This is a genomic window from Sporosarcina soli, from assembly GCF_042655805.1.
GTDB lineage: Bacteria > Bacillota > Bacilli > Bacillales_A > Planococcaceae > Sporosarcina > Sporosarcina soli.
The window spans coordinates 188,260-204,964 of record NZ_JBHSNO010000015.1; the positions used below are offsets into that span (position 1 = coordinate 188,260).

The 16,705-nt window shown below is 44.4% G+C and carries 14 protein-coding genes and 1 other annotated feature; of the genes, 3 read left to right on the forward strand and 11 right to left on the reverse strand.

Annotation, left to right across the window (positions count from 1 at the left end):
* The 5 genes from ACFPRA_RS19920 to ACFPRA_RS19940 form a co-directional block, all read right to left on the reverse strand.
* A complete protein-coding gene (locus ACFPRA_RS19920) occupies positions 1-1,305 on the reverse strand; it encodes a VanW family protein (RefSeq protein ID WP_381438575.1) in 1,305 nt (434 codons plus the stop codon).
* Entirely contained in the window at positions 1,295-1,732 is a 438-nt protein-coding gene (locus ACFPRA_RS19925) for a hypothetical protein (protein ID WP_381438577.1), read from the reverse strand. Before ACFPRA_RS19925 ends, ACFPRA_RS19920 begins: the two co-directional genes overlap by 11 nt.
* A 210-nt stretch (positions 1,733-1,942) precedes the next feature.
* On the reverse strand, positions 1,943-3,667 hold the full coding sequence (locus ACFPRA_RS19930) for a sensor domain-containing diguanylate cyclase (RefSeq protein ID WP_381438579.1): 1,725 nt from the start codon (positions 3,665-3,667) through the stop codon (positions 1,943-1,945).
* Positions 3,668-3,686: 19 nt separating this feature from the next.
* Positions 3,687-5,390 (reverse strand): sensor domain-containing diguanylate cyclase, encoded by a 1,704-nt coding sequence (locus ACFPRA_RS19935; protein ID WP_381438581.1) that lies wholly within the window; start codon positions 5,388-5,390, stop codon positions 3,687-3,689.
* A gap of 94 nt (positions 5,391-5,484) precedes the next feature.
* Complete coding sequence (locus ACFPRA_RS19940) at positions 5,485-6,702, reverse strand: bifunctional folylpolyglutamate synthase/dihydrofolate synthase (RefSeq protein ID WP_381438583.1); 1,218 nt, start codon at positions 6,700-6,702, stop codon at positions 5,485-5,487.
* Between the two features lie 62 nt (positions 6,703-6,764).
* On the opposite strand from ACFPRA_RS19940, the gene ACFPRA_RS19945 reads away from it, so the two are divergent.
* The 3 genes from ACFPRA_RS19945 (at position 6,765) to ACFPRA_RS19955 (ending at position 9,439) form a co-directional block, all read left to right on the forward strand.
* A complete protein-coding gene (locus ACFPRA_RS19945) occupies positions 6,765-7,631 on the forward strand; it encodes an ATP-grasp domain-containing protein (protein ID WP_381438586.1) in 867 nt (288 codons plus the stop codon).
* The gene (locus ACFPRA_RS19950) at positions 7,628-8,425 is read left to right on the forward strand and encodes an ATP-grasp domain-containing protein (RefSeq protein WP_381438588.1); all 798 of its coding nucleotides are present in this window, start codon (positions 7,628-7,630) and stop codon (positions 8,423-8,425) included. The genes ACFPRA_RS19945 and ACFPRA_RS19950 overlap by 4 nt, the downstream gene beginning before the upstream one ends.
* A 75-nt stretch (positions 8,426-8,500) precedes the next feature.
* Entirely contained in the window at positions 8,501-9,439 is a 939-nt protein-coding gene (locus tag ACFPRA_RS19955; protein ID WP_381438590.1) for an MBL fold metallo-hydrolase, read from the forward strand.
* 72 nt (positions 9,440-9,511) lie between these two features.
* Here ACFPRA_RS19955 and ACFPRA_RS19960 read toward each other — a convergent pair whose 3' ends face one another.
* From ACFPRA_RS19960 to ACFPRA_RS19985, 6 genes are all read right to left on the reverse strand, one after another.
* A complete protein-coding gene (locus tag ACFPRA_RS19960; RefSeq protein ID WP_381438592.1) occupies positions 9,512-9,832 on the reverse strand; it encodes an Rpn family recombination-promoting nuclease/putative transposase in 321 nt (106 codons plus the stop codon).
* Between the two features lie 147 nt (positions 9,833-9,979).
* Positions 9,980-11,572 (reverse strand): DUF7305 domain-containing protein, encoded by a 1,593-nt coding sequence (locus tag ACFPRA_RS19965; RefSeq protein ID WP_381438594.1) that lies wholly within the window; start codon positions 11,570-11,572, stop codon positions 9,980-9,982.
* 1 nt (position 11,573) lies between these two features.
* A complete protein-coding gene (locus ACFPRA_RS19970; RefSeq protein ID WP_381438596.1) occupies positions 11,574-12,011 on the reverse strand; it encodes a prepilin-type N-terminal cleavage/methylation domain-containing protein in 438 nt (145 codons plus the stop codon).
* Positions 12,004-12,456: a type IV pilus modification PilV family protein gene (locus tag ACFPRA_RS19975; protein ID WP_381438598.1), complete on the reverse strand. Its 453-nt coding sequence runs from the start codon at positions 12,454-12,456 to the stop codon at positions 12,004-12,006. Before ACFPRA_RS19975 ends, ACFPRA_RS19970 begins: the two co-directional genes overlap by 8 nt.
* A gap of 233 nt (positions 12,457-12,689) precedes the next feature.
* Entirely contained in the window at positions 12,690-15,335 is a 2,646-nt protein-coding gene (locus ACFPRA_RS19980) for a valine--tRNA ligase (protein WP_381438600.1), read from the reverse strand.
* A gap of 75 nt (positions 15,336-15,410) precedes the next feature.
* Positions 15,411-15,654: a binding site (T-box leader), on the reverse strand.
* 226 nt (positions 15,655-15,880) lie between these two features.
* Positions 15,881-16,675, reverse strand: coding sequence for a hypothetical protein (locus ACFPRA_RS19985; protein ID WP_381438604.1), 795 nt, complete (start codon positions 16,673-16,675; stop codon positions 15,881-15,883).
* Positions 16,676-16,705: the final 30 nt, after the last annotated feature.

Below are 16,705 nucleotides of genomic sequence, written 5' to 3' on the forward strand. Positions count from 1 at the left end.
TTAGTTAATGATGTTCCCACCTTTATCGTATTGGACTTCTTCCGCCGGTTCTCTGTCGTTTTGTTGATCAGGAGCGCCTTCCAATTGATCGGATTCAGCAGATGGTCCGTTTTCTTCTAAATTTTCGATTCCATCAGACGGGTTGCTAGAGTTTTGTTGTTCATCTTTTTCCAACGCATGCAGTTCAATTCTCGGCTGCGGCGCATAGAAATCTGAGGAAATCCATTCATCCTCCAATTCCACACCCCCATAGGAAATCAACCGGCTTACGGATACTTCCACTCCTTCTTTCCCCTCGTACTCCACACGGATTTTCCCGGTTGGCATGAATGCACTAAAATGGCGGATCGCCTTCGGTTGATACGTTTCTTTCTCTGTCATATAGGGCGTATATTCATAAAGCAAAGGGATGCCCGTCAATGACGTTTGAATCGTATTGCCCGTCAACTTTATATGCAATGTGAACGCCGATTTATTCGGATTCGTAAAGCTGAAGTTCACTCCAAGGGACTGATTGATCGCCGCTTCGAACCCCGGCTCAACAGCAGGAGATAATCGATTCCCGATACTTCTTTCATTCACTTCAAAGTTCGTCTGCAGAACTAGGGTGTACAAAGTCGAGGCCAGTATTGTTAATTCCCCATCTGCAACCGGATTGCCCCCTTCCTCTTGCATCCTATCCAGCAACGAAAACGAAGAAAACGGGACCATTTCAGTACCGTCCAATTCATGGATCAACTGCTGAAGTGAACGCGACGGATTTTGAACACTCAATGTTGAAGAAGCGATTTCCTCCTCTTTCCATTCTGGGTATGCCATATAATCAGTTATGTATACGGTAAGCGGCATGACGCCTGTCCCAAGCTCTCGTTCAATGCCCGAAGCAATGGAGTATAGACTGTCTTCATCGACGTCAACAGGTGCAAACTGTTGTGTCAACACCGTACGCAAACCGTCAATGGACACGGCCGCGACAATCGGATTTTCCTCTCCAGATTTCGCCCGTTCAATCGTTTGCTCTGCATCTAGTCGAACCAATTCCTCTGGCAATGCAACGACCGCATCTTGATACGCCAAATTCACAGAGAAAGCCGACTGCAACTCCGAAAAGCCGGTTGTAAGCTTCTCCAATGCCTCCCGCTCTTTCTGATTGGAAATATCATACGGACCGACATACGTCTGGTCTCCAAAAACCGTGGTCGATGCTTGACTGAAAGCGAGTGCCCCAAACGTGGATATGCCGTAAAAAAACAGTGTAGCTGCCAAAACTGCGATAAACGTATTCAAAATCCCTTTATTCCTCATCCGCGTGCCGTCCTTCCCCTGCTTTCCTTCTTGGCAGATTTGCATCCATCCAACGCGCCAAATCTTCCTCAATCGGTTGAAGCGTGATTTTCTGTTTCGCTTCTGCTGTGACCGCCACTTCCTCCATGACCTCTTTTCCCCTCAAATCCGAAGCGGTCGAACGATTCATCTGATCGGCATTTGCCAATTGTTCAACCCGTTTCATCCGCTTGTCCAATAAAACCGTCATGACGAAAACGAGCCCGAATAATACAACGACAACCGAAATGAGTTCGAATAGGTTCTGCATCAATAAGCCGACTACCGCAATAAGAAACCCGGAAACACTGGGTGTAAACACCCACTTTTCTACTTTGCGACGCTTAACGAGCATAAATAATAAAGGAAAGACGATTACCGCGGCCAAACACAATATGAGGTATTTCAAACTTCTGTCTTCCTTTCTATGATGTTTTAGCCCCACCGTTAAGACTAAATACCCAGCAAAATTAAAAAACCAAACTTTATTATGAATAAAAAAACCCAATCCTATTACTATTATCATAAAATCTTATCTATTTGTCACTATTCATTTAAGGACAAAAATAAAAAGACCGCTAAACCGGTCTTCCATGTCTATCCCCGACTTACATCAAACTCAAACCATTTCCATTTGTTCATAGCCATACACGCCAACTCGATTGCGTCCCGCCCGCTTTCCGCCCATATACAGGGCACGATCCGCATTCCGCAATAATGCATTGGCATCTTCTATATCCTTAGACGCCGTTGCGACGCCAAGACTAATGGTCATTCGTACATCCAACATTTCACGCGTTTCGCTAAGATCAGAGACAATCCGAAAAGCCGTGGACGCCACTTCGCGCCTTAACTTCTCCGCCAAGCCCATCGCCTCCACTTCGCTAATATCCGGCAAAACGAAGACAAATTCTTCGCCACCATAGCGAGCAACCGTCGCTCCAGGAAATAAATAGGTTTGAAGAATGGTAGCCAGCGAAATCAATAAGTCATTGCCACTTTGATGTCCATACATATCATTGATCGATTTGAAATGATCAATGTCCAATATAATAACAGATAAATCCGAAATTTTTCCGGTCCGTAAACGGGAAACCGCTTGCTCCAAATGCGCATCGAGATGCCGGTAATTATACAGCTTTGTCAACCCGCATCGTTCGCTTTTTTCAATCGTTTGTTCGTAAAGACGTGCTTTCACTAAAGAAATTGCAAAATAACCGGTTAATATATCGACGATTTTCATGTCCAATTGGTGAAATACGTTTTTCTTCGTTGAACCAAGTATGAGAAACCCTTCTGTCTTCCCGTCCCGTCTAATCGGGGCAATCATCACGCATTCGACTCCTTGTGAAAAAGAGATGTTTGTGAAAAGCTCGACTTCTTTCCTCGTCCGATAGACCCTTGTCTCCTCGTGATTTAGCCCGCCATCCGCAGTCCATTTCGGATTCAATGTGAATGCTGTCGCCCGCTTTGAAAGAACTCCATTTTCAGATCCCATTAGCAATACAAGATGATCTTGCCTGCGCCAATCAAGAATGTAGCCATGCTCAAATGGCACAACGTCCTTTAATGTTACAAGAAACGTCTGAATCACTTCTTCAAAGACAAGCCTTTCCGCAAGATCACGCCCAATTTTTCCTGCAGCAGATAACCGCTGTCCAAGATGATCGGATTGCACCATCCCCCTCGCAATCAAAATGATCAACACGAACGGGATACCGATGAGTAGGATTGCCTTACTTCCAAAAAATCCGCTCAAAAAGTACAAAGCGACACTGCATGGAAACACAATCATCGTCGCCGCATAATCCCAAATCGCCACTTTCCCGAAAAGGGCATAAGGATGCGATATCATCTTGAAGAAAAACGTCAACAATAGCGTATTGGTGAAAGTATAAAACACGGCATAGAGGAGCCCAAACCACACAACCTCTTTAAAGCCAGTCATCCCGACTTCGCCACCGAATAAATGGAAAACCGCCCCACTTACCATCGATATCATCGTAAATATCACCGAATTGACAATCATACGGTAGGCTCTCGGAAAGGTACTCTTACCACCAACTAACAGGATGATCATCGCAAGTTGCGTAAATAGCCATTCTGCGAGTACACCATATTGAAGAAAGACGGCGAACGTGATCCATCGTTCCAAAGATACAGTTACATCCGGCAACCGAAGCGGCAATACCATGGTCACCACTAATCCAACGAACAAAAAGCTCAAGTTCAGCCAATTGACATCCCCTACAGGAAATGAGCGGTACATGATGAGAAAGCCTATTGGGACCAGCGCGAACCAGCTGATGAAAGCAACGTGCCAATGTTCCCTTGAAATCTCCACTTTCCCCACACCTCCCCAATCATTTCGTATAGGATGCCACCCTGTTTCGTCCCGCTTGCTTAGCCCCGATATAAAGCGCCCGATCTGCATTCCGTAGCAACGCCATCGCTTCATCCGTATCATCAGGCACGGCCGATACCCCGATACTCAATGTAATATGAATGTCTAGCTGTTGCTTCTCTTCATTCAAATCCGGGGTGATGGTGAAAGGATGTCCGGCAATTTCCGATCGAACGTATTCAGCAAAGGCTGAAGCCGCGCTTTTGGATACACCAGGCAATAGAATGACAAACTCCTCGCCTCCGTAGCGCGCTACAATGCCCACTTTCGGCAACATCGCCTCCAGCTTCCGTGCGAGACCTATCAAAATAGCATTTCCGCTTTCGTGCCCGTACAAATCATTCACTTTTTTAAAGTGGTCAATATCCAGCATCACAACGGACAACTCATCAATTTGGCCATGATTGAACCGACTCGTTTCATAGGCAATCCGCTCTTCCAAAAAGCGATAATTGTATACATTTGTCAATGCACAGCGTTCGCTATTTATAATCGCCTCTTCCAGATAGCTTGCCTTTTCAACATTCACTGTAAAATAAGAACAGAGGATATCTAAAATTTTCAACTGATAGTCTTTAAAGGCGAACTTCTTTTTGGAAGCCAATAAAATAACCGCCTCAATTTTTTGATTGCGGGTAATCGGTACACAAAGGACACTTTGCATCTCAACTGGCGAATAGCCTTTCGATACCGTTTCCCACTCATTGCGCTTGTGATAAATGATCGGCTGCTTCCGTTCAAGAACCACTCCTGCCATTCCTTGTCCCGCTGCCAAATCAGCAAAATCGATTTCGACAAATTGTCCTTGTTCGTAAGAACGAATCAGCTCCAACCATCCATCCTGATGGTCGAATAAATACGCATAGTCCGTTTTGAAAAATTCCGACACCTCGACAAGAAACTGGTCAATTAACTTTTTTTCAGTGAGTATAGCGGACAATTCCCCTCCCACATACACCGCCTGCTGCAAATGACGATTCAACTTCCTTGAATGATCATTGAAATACGTAATGATCGTTACGATGAAAAAAGGGATAACAATGAGAAAAAAAGCCCCTATCCCAAATAATTGCAGTAAAAAATAAACCGTCAATGCGAACGGTAAAATGGCTAACACAATCATCGATTCGACAATTGCCGATTTTGAAACAAATGCCGGCTGGCGCTTACGAATTGTAAAATAAGCACCGCGAATAATCTGATAGAAAAAAGTATGGACGATTTGGTAACAATAAGCCGCAAAAAAGAGGGACCAAAACTGAAGTGTACCTACTTCCCCGCCCGCAGCGTGAAAAGCAATAGCAGAAATGATAGAAAGAAAGAAAAAAAGCAACGAATGTAAACAATAGCGAGTCCACTGCAACATCCTCTCGCGACGAGCAACGAGAATCGCTAAAAGAGATACTTGCATCACAACTAACTCCACAAACAGCCCATACAGTAAAAATGCCGGCACCGCAATCCACATGACGAGGAGCACCGGCATTCCATTGCGAACGATTGGGAAAAGAACAGAGAAAAATCCGGCTATGCAAAACAATGCGATATAGAGACTATTCACTTGTCCCGGTGGATCATTCCATAAAATCGCGACTACACCTGACGGCACGATCAATAGCCATAAAAGTGTCAGCAATAGAGCAGATCGTTTTTCGCTTTTCATGCCATCCGTCACTCCCAATCAATTCATCCGAAAAGATAGACCGTATAAGAACTATATCAAGTTATCCGATAATTGTCACTTTAATTGGAATAATTCATCCTTTTAAGTAGTCTTTTATACCTGATAATAGATATAGTGATCCTGTGACTATTTTCTTTTTATCATTACTTGCATCTAGTATCATCGTTTCATTGATATCGTTCACCACTTTTTTCACCTTATGCTGACAATAGCCCATCAATTCCTCCCCCGATGCCGCACCTGCATGCGGAAACGATACAAACGTGAAAGAAGCCGCAATGGGGATCAGTTCATTGAGTGTCCGCTCGATATCCTTCCCTTTCAACATCCCGATGATAAAATCCACTTTCTCTCCCGGAAATTCCGAACGGATCGTTTCGGCCAGTTGGTTAGCAGCGGCCGGATTATGAGCACCATCGACAAAAACGCCTGGTGCAATTTCTTCAAATCGATGGGCAAGTTGTACCGTGGCGATGGCTTGTTGTACAGCCCGCTGTTGCAGCCGGATCCCCGCAGCACGTAATGATTCAATAGCCACCGCCGCATTCACCCCTTGATGTCCCCCTTTCATTTTCCTTTCCGCCAATGGAATCGTTTCAGTACCGGTGAATCGATTGCCTTCCATCTTGAAATGATCACCATATATGTAGAGCGAGCTCTCTTTTCCATTCGCCACCTGACGGACAACCACTTGCGCTTCCGTCGGCAAAGGACCGATAACAACAGGAACCCCTTCTTTTATAATGCCCGCTTTCTGCTCCGCCACTTGCGCAATCGTATCGCCTAAAAACGCAGTATGGTCCAGCGCAATCGATGTGATGACAGAGACGATTGGCATGACGACATTAGTACTATCCGACTTCCCACCCATGCCCGTCTCCAATAACACATAATCTGGCCGAAGGCGCTCAAATGTCAAAAATGCCGCAACCGTCAATAATTCAAAATTGGTCAGTAGCCCGCTCAAGCCCGCTTCTTTCATCATTCGGAACGATTCGTCCATCTCCGCTTTAGTAATCGGTTCGCCATTGATACGGATCTGATCATGGATATCGATCAGAGCAGGTGATGAAAAAACGCCTGTCGAGAAACCGTGTTCTTTCAAAATCGCTTCCATGAATGCAATTGTCGACCCTTTGCCGTTCGTCCCGGCAACATGGATGATCCGTCCTCTCCTCTCCGGATTGCCGACTGCCACCAACGCCAGTTGGATTGCCTCCAATCCCGGTTTAATAGAATCATCACTCATAATTCCCCATCGTTCTTTATATTCATCCAATTTCGGAATCAAAACTATCCCTCCATATGCTAAAATCTAGATAGAAAGAGTATATCATGGCCGGAGGTTTCTACATGCACAGTTGTTGGGTGATTTATAATGGCAGTCTGATTAGCGATAAATTCAAAGATCAGGCGGAGTTAGTGAAAGAAGCGGCGGAACGCGCAGGCGTCCATGCCGAATTAAAAAAAAATTATGAAGTGATGATGGATTTGGCGAGCTCACTAGAAAAGCGGCCCGATTTCATCGTCTTTCTCGATAAAGATATTTTACTCGCACAGTTTTTAAAGAACGCGGGCATTCCGATATTCAACGATCCTGCTGTGATTGAAACATGTGATAATAAAGCGAAGCAATACCTCGAATTGGCCAAGCATGACATTCCAATGCCTGAAACGATCATCGCACCAAAAGTGTATCCGAAATTCACCATTCAGGATTCCGGTTACTACGAGCGCGTATTGGAGCGCCTAGGATTACCGATGATCATCAAGGAAGGACATGGTTCATTCGGGATGAAAGTGTATTTAATTGAAACAGAAGAACAGTTTTATGCGAAAACGGATGAATTGCGCGGTGTGGATTTTGTCTTCCAGAAATTCATCGCCTCTAGCAGAGGACGGGATATCCGCGTGAACATCGTAGGCGGAGAAATTGTCGCTGCGATGTACCGTCATTCCGAAACTGATTTCCGGGCAAATATTACAAATGGTGGCGTTGCTGAACAGATCAAACTGACAGAAGAGCAAAAAGCACTTGCAATCCGGGCAGCGAATGCGGTCGGTGCAGAATTCGCCGGCGTGGACTTGCTGTTCGGCGAAAACGAGGAACCACTCGTTTGTGAAGTGAATGCAGCCGCCCATATCCGCAATCTGTATACTGTAACAGGCGTCAATGTCGCCGATGCGATGATTGCATATATTTTGAGGAAAATCGGATGAAAGGCTATGTCTATTATTCAAGAGAAGAATCCTCGCGGAATCGCGCATTTATTGATGATTTGATGATGGAAGCCGCCAAAATCAGTATAGATTTGTATTTGTTGGTCGAAGATGAACAGCCGGATGCGGATGCGGCCTTCATTTTATTCCGTGATCGCCATCCCGAAAAAGCTGCGTCATTTGAACAAAACGGTTTCCACTTGGTGAACCGGGCGGAAGTGAATCGGATTGCGAATGATAAGATGAAAACATTCGAACTCGCCACCCTCCTCGGTGTCCCGACAGTGCCGACGAAAAAAGTGCATTCAGTGAATGAAGTCAACTCGTATCCTTGCGTATTGAAAACGGTAGATGGACATGGTGGGAATGAAGTTTCTCTTTGCATGTCCAAAACGGATGCAAAAACATTTTTCAGCCGATTCGAAGGTCGATCCTTAATCTTCCAACCATTCATCGAATCTGGCGCGACAGACGTCCGGGTTTTTATGTTGGGACAGGAAGTGCTTGGAGCCGTCAAGCGGACTGGCAACGGCTCCTTCAAATCCAACTACACCCTCGGCGGCTCTATCGAAGAATATCCCCTTTCAACAAGGCAGCAAAAAGACGTCATAACAATCGCACGTGCCTTAAAAAGCGACTATATCGGTATCGACTTTCTGTTATTGCCGAACGGCAACTGGCTGTTGAATGAAATCGAAGACCCCGTCGGCGCAAGATCATTGTACAAGACGCATGATTTTTCGGTGGCGGAGAGATTGATGGTATACATGAAGAGAAAGCTAGCTTCATCGTAATAGCACAATGCATACGGGTTTGGAAGTTGATGGAAACCGTTTCGGTTGGTATAGTGTGAAAAAGGGGGAAATAACATGCTCGAACAATTAGGGATAACGCTGCTCAAAATAGACTTACCTTTCCGACTGAATCATGTGAATTGTTTTATGGCAGAGGGGGAAAACGGCTGGACTCTGATCGATACCGGCTTAAATAATGCGGCCACAAGGGGACTTTGGGCCGAACAGCTTCGCGATAAAGAAGTGACAGACCTATTCATCACCCATTACCATCCAGATCATTTCGGCTATGCTGGCGGCCTTCAACAAAAGACCGATGCCCGCGTTTCCATGACAAAAACAGATGCTGAAACAGGTTTTAAAGTCTGGACGGATACCTATATACAAAACCTCTTGCAAAACTATCAAACTGCCGGAATTCCGAACGAAACAGCGCTTCAAATGGTCAGCAACACAGCCGAGTTTCAGCAACTTGTCACGCCCCAACCGACAATCCATCATTATTTCACGGAACATGAAAAAGTGCCGATCGGTCATTATGAATATGAAGTGATTGCTGCACCGGGACATTCCGATGGCATGGTCTGCTTTTATAATGCTGAAAAAAATGTATTATTGTCAGCAGACCATATTTTACCGAAAATCACACCCAATATTTCGTATTGGTTTCACGGGGATGACAATCCATTACAGTCCTATCTCACTTCATTGAAAGAGATGAAACAGCTAGATGTCGCCTACGTAATCCCTTCACACGGAAAACCGTTTTACGGAGCCAATGATAGAATCGATGAACTGCTGAAACACCATGAGGAAAGATTGGAAGAAACCATTGCAGCAATCGGTTCCGAATCGACCGTCTACGAAGTGTGCAACCGACTGTTCCGCCCCGGTTTAACAGTGCACGAAACGCGCTTTGCCATCGGCGAAACGATAGCCCACCTCGAATACTTATGGCACGACGGAAAATGCCATAAGGAATTGAAGGACGGCAAGTGGGTTTACTTTGTGTAGGGGATTGCAAGAATGCCAGGTATCGCCAAAATGTGCAAGTGTGATTCTATTAAAAAAATCGGCCGAGAATGACTAGATTCCTCGGTCGATTTTTTTAACTCGTTCATTCTTCGTTTCACCGCTTATGATTTTTTCCACATCTTTTTTCGTCAAATCTTTTGCTGCAGTAAAGATATAACGCGTCATCGTTTCATAATATTCCATTCCCTTTTGTTTATCTTTCAATTCATTTAAGTAGTGGATGGAGCGCAAAATAGATGCTAACAATTTGTCTTTCTCTTTTAGGAATATATAGCGAAAAAGCGTCAACAAGATATGCATTTGTGCTTTTCCTTTGATCTCTTCATCACTACAGGTAGTTAAATCATAAATAAAGTAGTCAAAGTTTTGCACACAGATTTTTAAGTCCTCCGGAAGCTAACTGTTGAATGAAATCGGAAATCCCGTCAGAGCGAGAACAAAATATCAAACGTATGAAACTCGTTGACAGGAAAATTGATGGCATTTATTAATGGGTGTTTTATAGTTCGAAAAAAAAGGTCAGTTTTCTGTCAAAGTACCAAGTTTTAAATGTGACTTCACTGCAGATGTATCCAGTATCGGATCGGATGGTTCTGGATTTTCGGGTGTTGGTGTAAATGGACCTGTTTCTATCGTAGGTTTCTTATATTGTACGATTGTTCCACCATCCGCATACAAGGTATTTGCGTAAATGGCCCCTTTCACATTTCCTCCCCCCGCCAATATGACATCTGCATTAGGTGCCAAGATAAGAGAAGAATACGCACTCCCTCCCCCATTAATTGTGACTTTTTTTCCACCTGTCAAGATATTCCCTTGAAATCCACCACCGCCTGTAATATGGATATTTGCATCCTCAGCATACAGAGAACCGAAAATCTTCTGGCTTCCGGCGAGCTTTACTTCTTTTGGTTTTTTCGGATCAGTTGACTTTTCTAAATAAACACCTAATTGGTCAAGAAATCCTCCATTGTTGATGGTACTGCCAGATCCCATCGTGATTTGATTTTTTACGACAAAGGTCAGTTTTCCAGTTCCAATAATTTTTATATGTCCATTTTCTAAGTTCAAATGATCCACAACGATGACTTTATCCGTATTTCCAACATCTATTGTCATCGAATAATTGGAACCTAACTTTATTTCATGGAATGACATATTGTCAGACACTTTAAGAACATAGTCCGCAGATATCCAGTTATCGACTCTTAAATCTCCATCACGGATGACCTCATATTGATTTGAATTGTTTTTGATAATTTGATCTTTAGGATAGGGATAGTCCTCAAATTTAGGAAATTCGGGAAGTTCCATCTTCGCTTTTTCATCTAGTCCTGTTGGCTGCGCTACAGTAATACCTGGAGTTGTTGAAACAGCTCCGCTTTCAGATCCAGCCGGCACAAACACATTCCCTGTTACAGATGCACCACCGGATAATGCAATTGTTTTACTTCCTGACTTATTCGTCCCAATATTTCCATTGATTTTCGCTCCTTCGGTCATTGTAATTTGACCATTGACAAAGACGGCAGTTCCCTCAGGTATATTCACGACCGGGTTTGAACCTCCCGAATTGTTGTTACTTTCAGGATTCCCATCCGGGACATTCGAAATTTTAAATCCTTCCAAACTTATCGTAACTGAACGTTCCAATTTACGTTTTTTCTTTCCAATTGTTCCTGTCGATATGATTTCATATTGAAAATCCGTTTTTTTTAATAGCTGGATATGAACTTCACTATTATTCTTTTCAAAACTTAATCCGTTGTTTGTTTTTTTCTTAAGATCAGTGTTTAATTTCACCATTTTCGATTCTAGCTTCTCTTTAAAAAGTTCATGAACTTTTTCCTTCCTCAATTCAGCTGGTAAATCGGGGTAGGAACCCTTTGCGATAGCTGCAGCTTCTTCGGCAATCACGTCGATTTTTGCAACTACACTGTTAATGCCTGCTTCTGCAATATAAAAGGTAGCTTGGTCATCCTGTTCACCATGCGTAATCACAGAATGATTTGTGGCAATACCGATGATCGTGACGGTGAAAACGGATAGGACAACGAGGACCATCAAGACGACAACGAGTGTAAAACCTTTTTCATTATTATGCTTGCTCACCTCACTCGTCCCCTTTCCTTTGATAGATGGTCGTTACAATTTTTTCTGATTGTCCTCTGGAATCTTCTATACTTTCAATTGTTAATTTCATTTTTCCATCGCCGATTTTTTTTGGATCAAAAACTATAATCCCTTCAATAAAAGGTTGACCATTTTTATCAATTGTTGAATTCCCTTCTGTATATTCGTCCGTTCCAATTATCAATTTCCCATTTTCAGCCACTTCAAATGTTCCGCTCTTTCTTATTTCCTTCGTAATATATTTGACTGCATATTGTACATTCTCTTGATTTTGAACGTTTTTATTCTGATTGATAAACTGATTTTGTCCAAATCTTTGGATACCGCTTATCATGAAGAGAATAAGGGACATCAACACGAGCACAGTCAATACTTCCACAAGCGTGATTCCCTGATTGTTTTTGAAAAATTTATTCATGGTCTTCTCCCCTCCACAGAAGTACCGTCTCCATTAGTGCTTCTAATTTTTCACCCGATTTATCATACACTTTTACACGAAGGATACTGCCCCTCGTCCCAAAAGTTGGTTCTTTAATTTCAACAAAGACTGTAAAACCTATATCTTCTTTTTTTGGTTGATAGATTTCCCCTTCTATGAGCCGATATTTATTATCCATTTTTAAATACTCGTTTCTATTTCCAAAGGTGGTCTTTTGGCTGATCTCATAAATTTGCTCCATATGTGTTTGCGCAATATAGGTTGCTTCCATCACTAGCTCGGATGATTTGTTCAGCCTTGCCGATTGTCCAAATAAGCTTAAAAAAGCGATGATCAATAGAGAGAGGATTACGAGAGAGGCAAGTGTTTCAACGAGCGTCATCCCTTCTTCATGAAAGTTTCTATCTATATGATACTTCCTCATTTCCATCATCCTTTTCTTCCGGCCTATATTAAATGAATATCCATCACTAAATACTCATACCCGATTATTCACACTTACACTATTAATGTCCATCTATTTTTTCTTCATAGACTTCTTCGCGTCTATACTATCATATCTCATTATTTATAAACGTATAGAAAATGAAGCTATTTTCAATATAAAAAGACACCTCGCCCGTCGCTAAAACGGGTGAGATGTCTCTTCATGTCAATTTAAATTTCTTTCAATTCCTGCATACGTCGCTCAACGGCTGCGTACTTTTCAAGATAGTCCTTTTCTTTGGCGCGTTCTTCTTCGACGACGGCTTCGGGTGCTTTGGACATGAAGCGTTCGTTGGAGAGTTTGCCTTGGACGCGTTTGACTTCACTTTCCCATTTGGCAAGTTCTTTTGTCAGACGGGCTAGTTCTTCGTCGATGTTGAGTAGGCCTTCAAGCGGCAGGAATAGTTCTGCGCCTGTGACGACGGCGGACATCGATTTGCCTGGTGCTGTGATGCCGTGGCCGATTGTGAGTGTTTCCGGGTTGCAGAAGCGCTCGATGTAGCTGCGGTTCGCTTCTAAGACAGCGACGGTTGCTTCGTCTTTGGCGGAAATGTACAATGGCACTTTTTTGCTCATTGGTGTATTCACTTCTGCTCGGATATTCCGTACAGCACGGATGATGTCCATGAGCAGTTTCATGTCGCTTGCGCGGGATGCATCCGTTAACGCTGGATCGGCTACCGGCCAAGCTGCCACTGTGATCGATTCGCCTTTATGCGGTAAGTTCTGCCAGATTTCTTCCGTGATAAACGGCATGAATGGATGCAGGAGGCGCATCGTATGATCTAATACGTAGGCTAGAACGGAGCGTGTCATTTTCTTCGCGGCTTCGTCTTCACCGTACAATGGCAATTTCGCCATTTCGATGTACCAGTCACAGAAATCATCCCAGATGAAGTTGTAGAGCGCACGGCCGACTTCACCGAACTCATATTTATCAGCCAGTTTCGTCACTTGCTCGATCGTTTCATTCAGGCGTGTCAAAATCCATGCGTCGGCTACTGATTTTTCGCCGGACAGATCGATTTCATCGTATGTCATACCGTCCATATTCATCAATGCAAAGCGGGATGCATTCCAGATTTTATTGGCAAAGTTCCAGATGGACTCCACTTTTTCGTTGGAGAAGCGCAAGTCCTGTCCTGGTGATGAACCTGTTGACAAGAAATAACGAAGTGCATCTGCACCGTATTTATCGATAACATCCATCGGATCAACGCCGTTGCCGAGGGATTTGGACATTTTACGGCCATCTTCCGCACGAACGAGCCCGTGGATCAATACGTCTTTGAATGGGCGTTGTCCTGTAAATTCGATTCCTTGGAAAATCATCCGGGATACCCAGAAGAAAATGATGTCATAGCCTGTCACGAGTGCATCCGTCGGGTAATAGCGTTTGAATTCTTCATTGTCCACATCAGGCCAGCCCAACGTCGAGAATGGCCATAAAGCAGAGGAGAACCAAGTATCCAACACATCATTATCCTGTGTCCAATTTTCAATATCCGCAGGTGCTTCGTGTCCGACATGCACTTCGCCTGTTTCGTTATGATACCAAGCCGGGATGCGATGCCCCCACCAAAGTTGACGGGAAATACACCAATCGTGGATATTTTCCATCCAGTTCAAATACGTCTTTTCAAAACGTTCAGGCACAAAGTTGACTTTCCCTTCAGCCTGTTGGAGTTTGATCGCTTCATCCGCAAGAGGCTGCATTTTTACAAACCATTGCGTCGATAGATACGGTTCAACAACCGCACCGCTTCGTTCGGAGTGACCGACGGAATGCAGATGGTCTTCGATTTCGAATAACACACCCATCTCCTGCAAGTCTTTGACGATTTGCTTGCGGCATGCGAAACGGTCCATTCCTTCGTATTTACCAGCAAGATTATTCATTGTACCGTCTTCATTCATGACGAGGACGCGTGGAAGATTGTGACGGTTCCCGATTTCAAAGTCGTTAGGGTCATGCGCTGGCGTGATTTTCACCGCACCGCTACCGAACTCCATATCGACATAATCATCTGCAACGATCGGGATTTCACGGCCGACAATCGGCAATTTCACTGTTTTGCCGATCAAATGCTTGTAGCGCTCATCTTCTGGATGAACGGCAACGGCCGTATCGCCGAGCATCGTTTCCGGACGTGTTGTCGCAATTTCGATACTGCCCGTGCCATCCGCGAGAGGATAACGCATATGATAGAATGCACCTTGCACATCCTTGTGAATGACTTCGATATCGGACAACGCTGTTTTCGTCGCCGGATCCCAGTTGATAATGTATTCGCCGCGATAGATGAGACCTTTTTCGTACAGTTTGACAAACACTTCTTGAACAGCCTTGGAAAGCCCTTTATCGAGGGTGAAGCGCTCACGTGAATAATCAAGCCCAAGACCGAGCTTTGCCCATTGCTCACGGATATGGCCGGCATATTCTTCTTTCCATTTCCAAGTTTCTTCTACAAATTTTTCACGGCCCAGGTCATAACGCGAAACGCCTTCTTCACGCAACTTTGCTTCAACACGTGCTTGCGTGGCGATTCCGGCATGGTCCATTCCAGGAAGCCATAACGCATCGTACCCTTGCATCCGTTTCATGCGCGTTAAAATATCTTGCAATGTCGTATCCCAAGCGTGCCCGAGGTGTAGTTTCCCCGTTACGTTCGGTGGTGGAATGACGATGGTATATGGTTTTTTATCACTTTCAGGCTGCGCTTCGAAAAATTTCCCTTTCAGCCACCATTCGTAACGACCCGACTCGATCGATTGCGGATCATATTTTGTCGGCATCGACAGGTTTTCATTTGACATGTTGTTTCCTCCTCTGTAGACGGTGCACTTAAACGGTGCCAATAACTGGCACCAAATAAAAAAACTCCTATCGCCTTAAAGGACGAAGGAGTTGTTCGCGGTACCACCTTTATTCGTGCACAGGAAAAAATTGTGCACCTCACACTTCGATAACGGCTTCAAACCGGCTTCCGCTACTGGCTCATTTCGTTTTAGAAATTCGTCTGTTCACGGAAACTGCTCACGGATGACTTTCCGAGAATCGTTTACAGGCCCTTTCACCACCGGTGCCCTCTCTTTGCTAAACAGACTCACGTACTCTTCCGATCAATGCATCATTATGCAGTTGACAACATTGTATCGGAAGTGCAGGTTACTCGTCAAGTCTAATACGAAAGGATGATGGAATGCGAAAAGGTTATAATCCTTACTTACTGCCACCTTGGCTTCGGAAAACACGATTTTATTGTAAAGGGATCATCATCCCGATCTGTGTTTTTCAACTGATCCGGCTGTTGATCGTTCCGACGACAGGTGACTTTTTATTACTTTGTTTGCTTTGCGGTCTAGCTTTCATTCTTTACAAAAATATCATTTGATCGAAATAAGGTCGTGGATACGCCGTCTTCCAATCCCGCGATAAATGACAGTGCTTCATCTTCGTGTTCAACATACGCACTGTCATTTATTGCGACCGCAGTAGCGGGTCTCGCGGTATCTTCTTCCAACGCCACCTGCTCCTCCACTTCTTCCACATGGGCGGTCATCGTTGGCGCTTCCGCTTCTGCTTCTGCTTCAACCGTCTGTTCCACTTGTTCAACAATGGCGGCGGTTGGCGGTTCTTCCTTCATGGCGGTGGTTGTGGATGGCTTTTCTCCAATAGCGAATGAAGATGAGTCTACCGCCGATGCAACCGTTGCCGGTGCTTCCTCTTTCGCTTTCGCGACCGACTCCACGTACGAGCACTCTACATCCCAAACGACACTGAAGGAACCTTGTCCGTCCAATTCGTTCGTCGCAGATGTTGTCACTACTTGTAGCGGATTCCCAGCTTCAGGTGGCAGATCGATATGAAGCGGTACGGCATATTCAAAATATCCCGCATTTCCTTCCAATTCCACATCATCAATGAGAATTGCCGAGTTTAGAGCCTCTTCCGCCCGTTCCCCTTCTTCAACGCTTCCTCCCTCTTCAAAAAGAACATTGGCCGCAATATGATAAATACCCGTTAATCGAACGCCGTCTGCTGTACGCTCTTCGCTAAACATCGGGGTTACGCTGATCACTTCCGCGCCCGCCGGTATCCCGACATTTCCCGGAAAAATAAAATCTTCCTGCATTGTCCACTGTTTGATTTCCATGGAACCCCTCCTCTATTCCTTCACAAACAA

Excerpts from the sequence above, each read along its gene's own strand:
- ACFPRA_RS19945 (WP_381438586.1), top strand. The coding sequence starts at position 6,765 with ATGCACAGTTGTTGGGTGATTTATAATGGCAGTCTGATTAGCGATAAA.
- ACFPRA_RS19975 (WP_381438598.1), bottom strand. The coding sequence starts at position 12,456 with ATGAGGAAGTATCATATAGATAGAAACTTTCATGAAGAAGGGATGACG.
- ACFPRA_RS19950 (WP_381438588.1), top strand. The coding sequence starts at position 7,628 with ATGAAAGGCTATGTCTATTATTCAAGAGAAGAATCCTCGCGGAATCGC.
- ACFPRA_RS19985 (WP_381438604.1), bottom strand. The coding sequence starts at position 16,675 with ATGGAAATCAAACAGTGGACAATGCAGGAAGATTTTATTTTTCCGGGA.
- ACFPRA_RS19955 (WP_381438590.1), top strand. The coding sequence starts at position 8,501 with ATGCTCGAACAATTAGGGATAACGCTGCTCAAAATAGACTTACCTTTC.
- ACFPRA_RS19980 (WP_381438600.1), bottom strand. The coding sequence starts at position 15,335 with ATGTCAAATGAAAACCTGTCGATGCCGACAAAATATGATCCGCAATCG.
- ACFPRA_RS19970 (WP_381438596.1), bottom strand. The coding sequence starts at position 12,011 with ATGAATAAATTTTTCAAAAACAATCAGGGAATCACGCTTGTGGAAGTA.
- ACFPRA_RS19935 (WP_381438581.1), bottom strand. The coding sequence starts at position 5,390 with ATGAAAAGCGAAAAACGATCTGCTCTATTGCTGACACTTTTATGGCTA.
- ACFPRA_RS19920 (WP_381438575.1), bottom strand. The coding sequence starts at position 1,305 with ATGAGGAATAAAGGGATTTTGAATACGTTTATCGCAGTTTTGGCAGCT.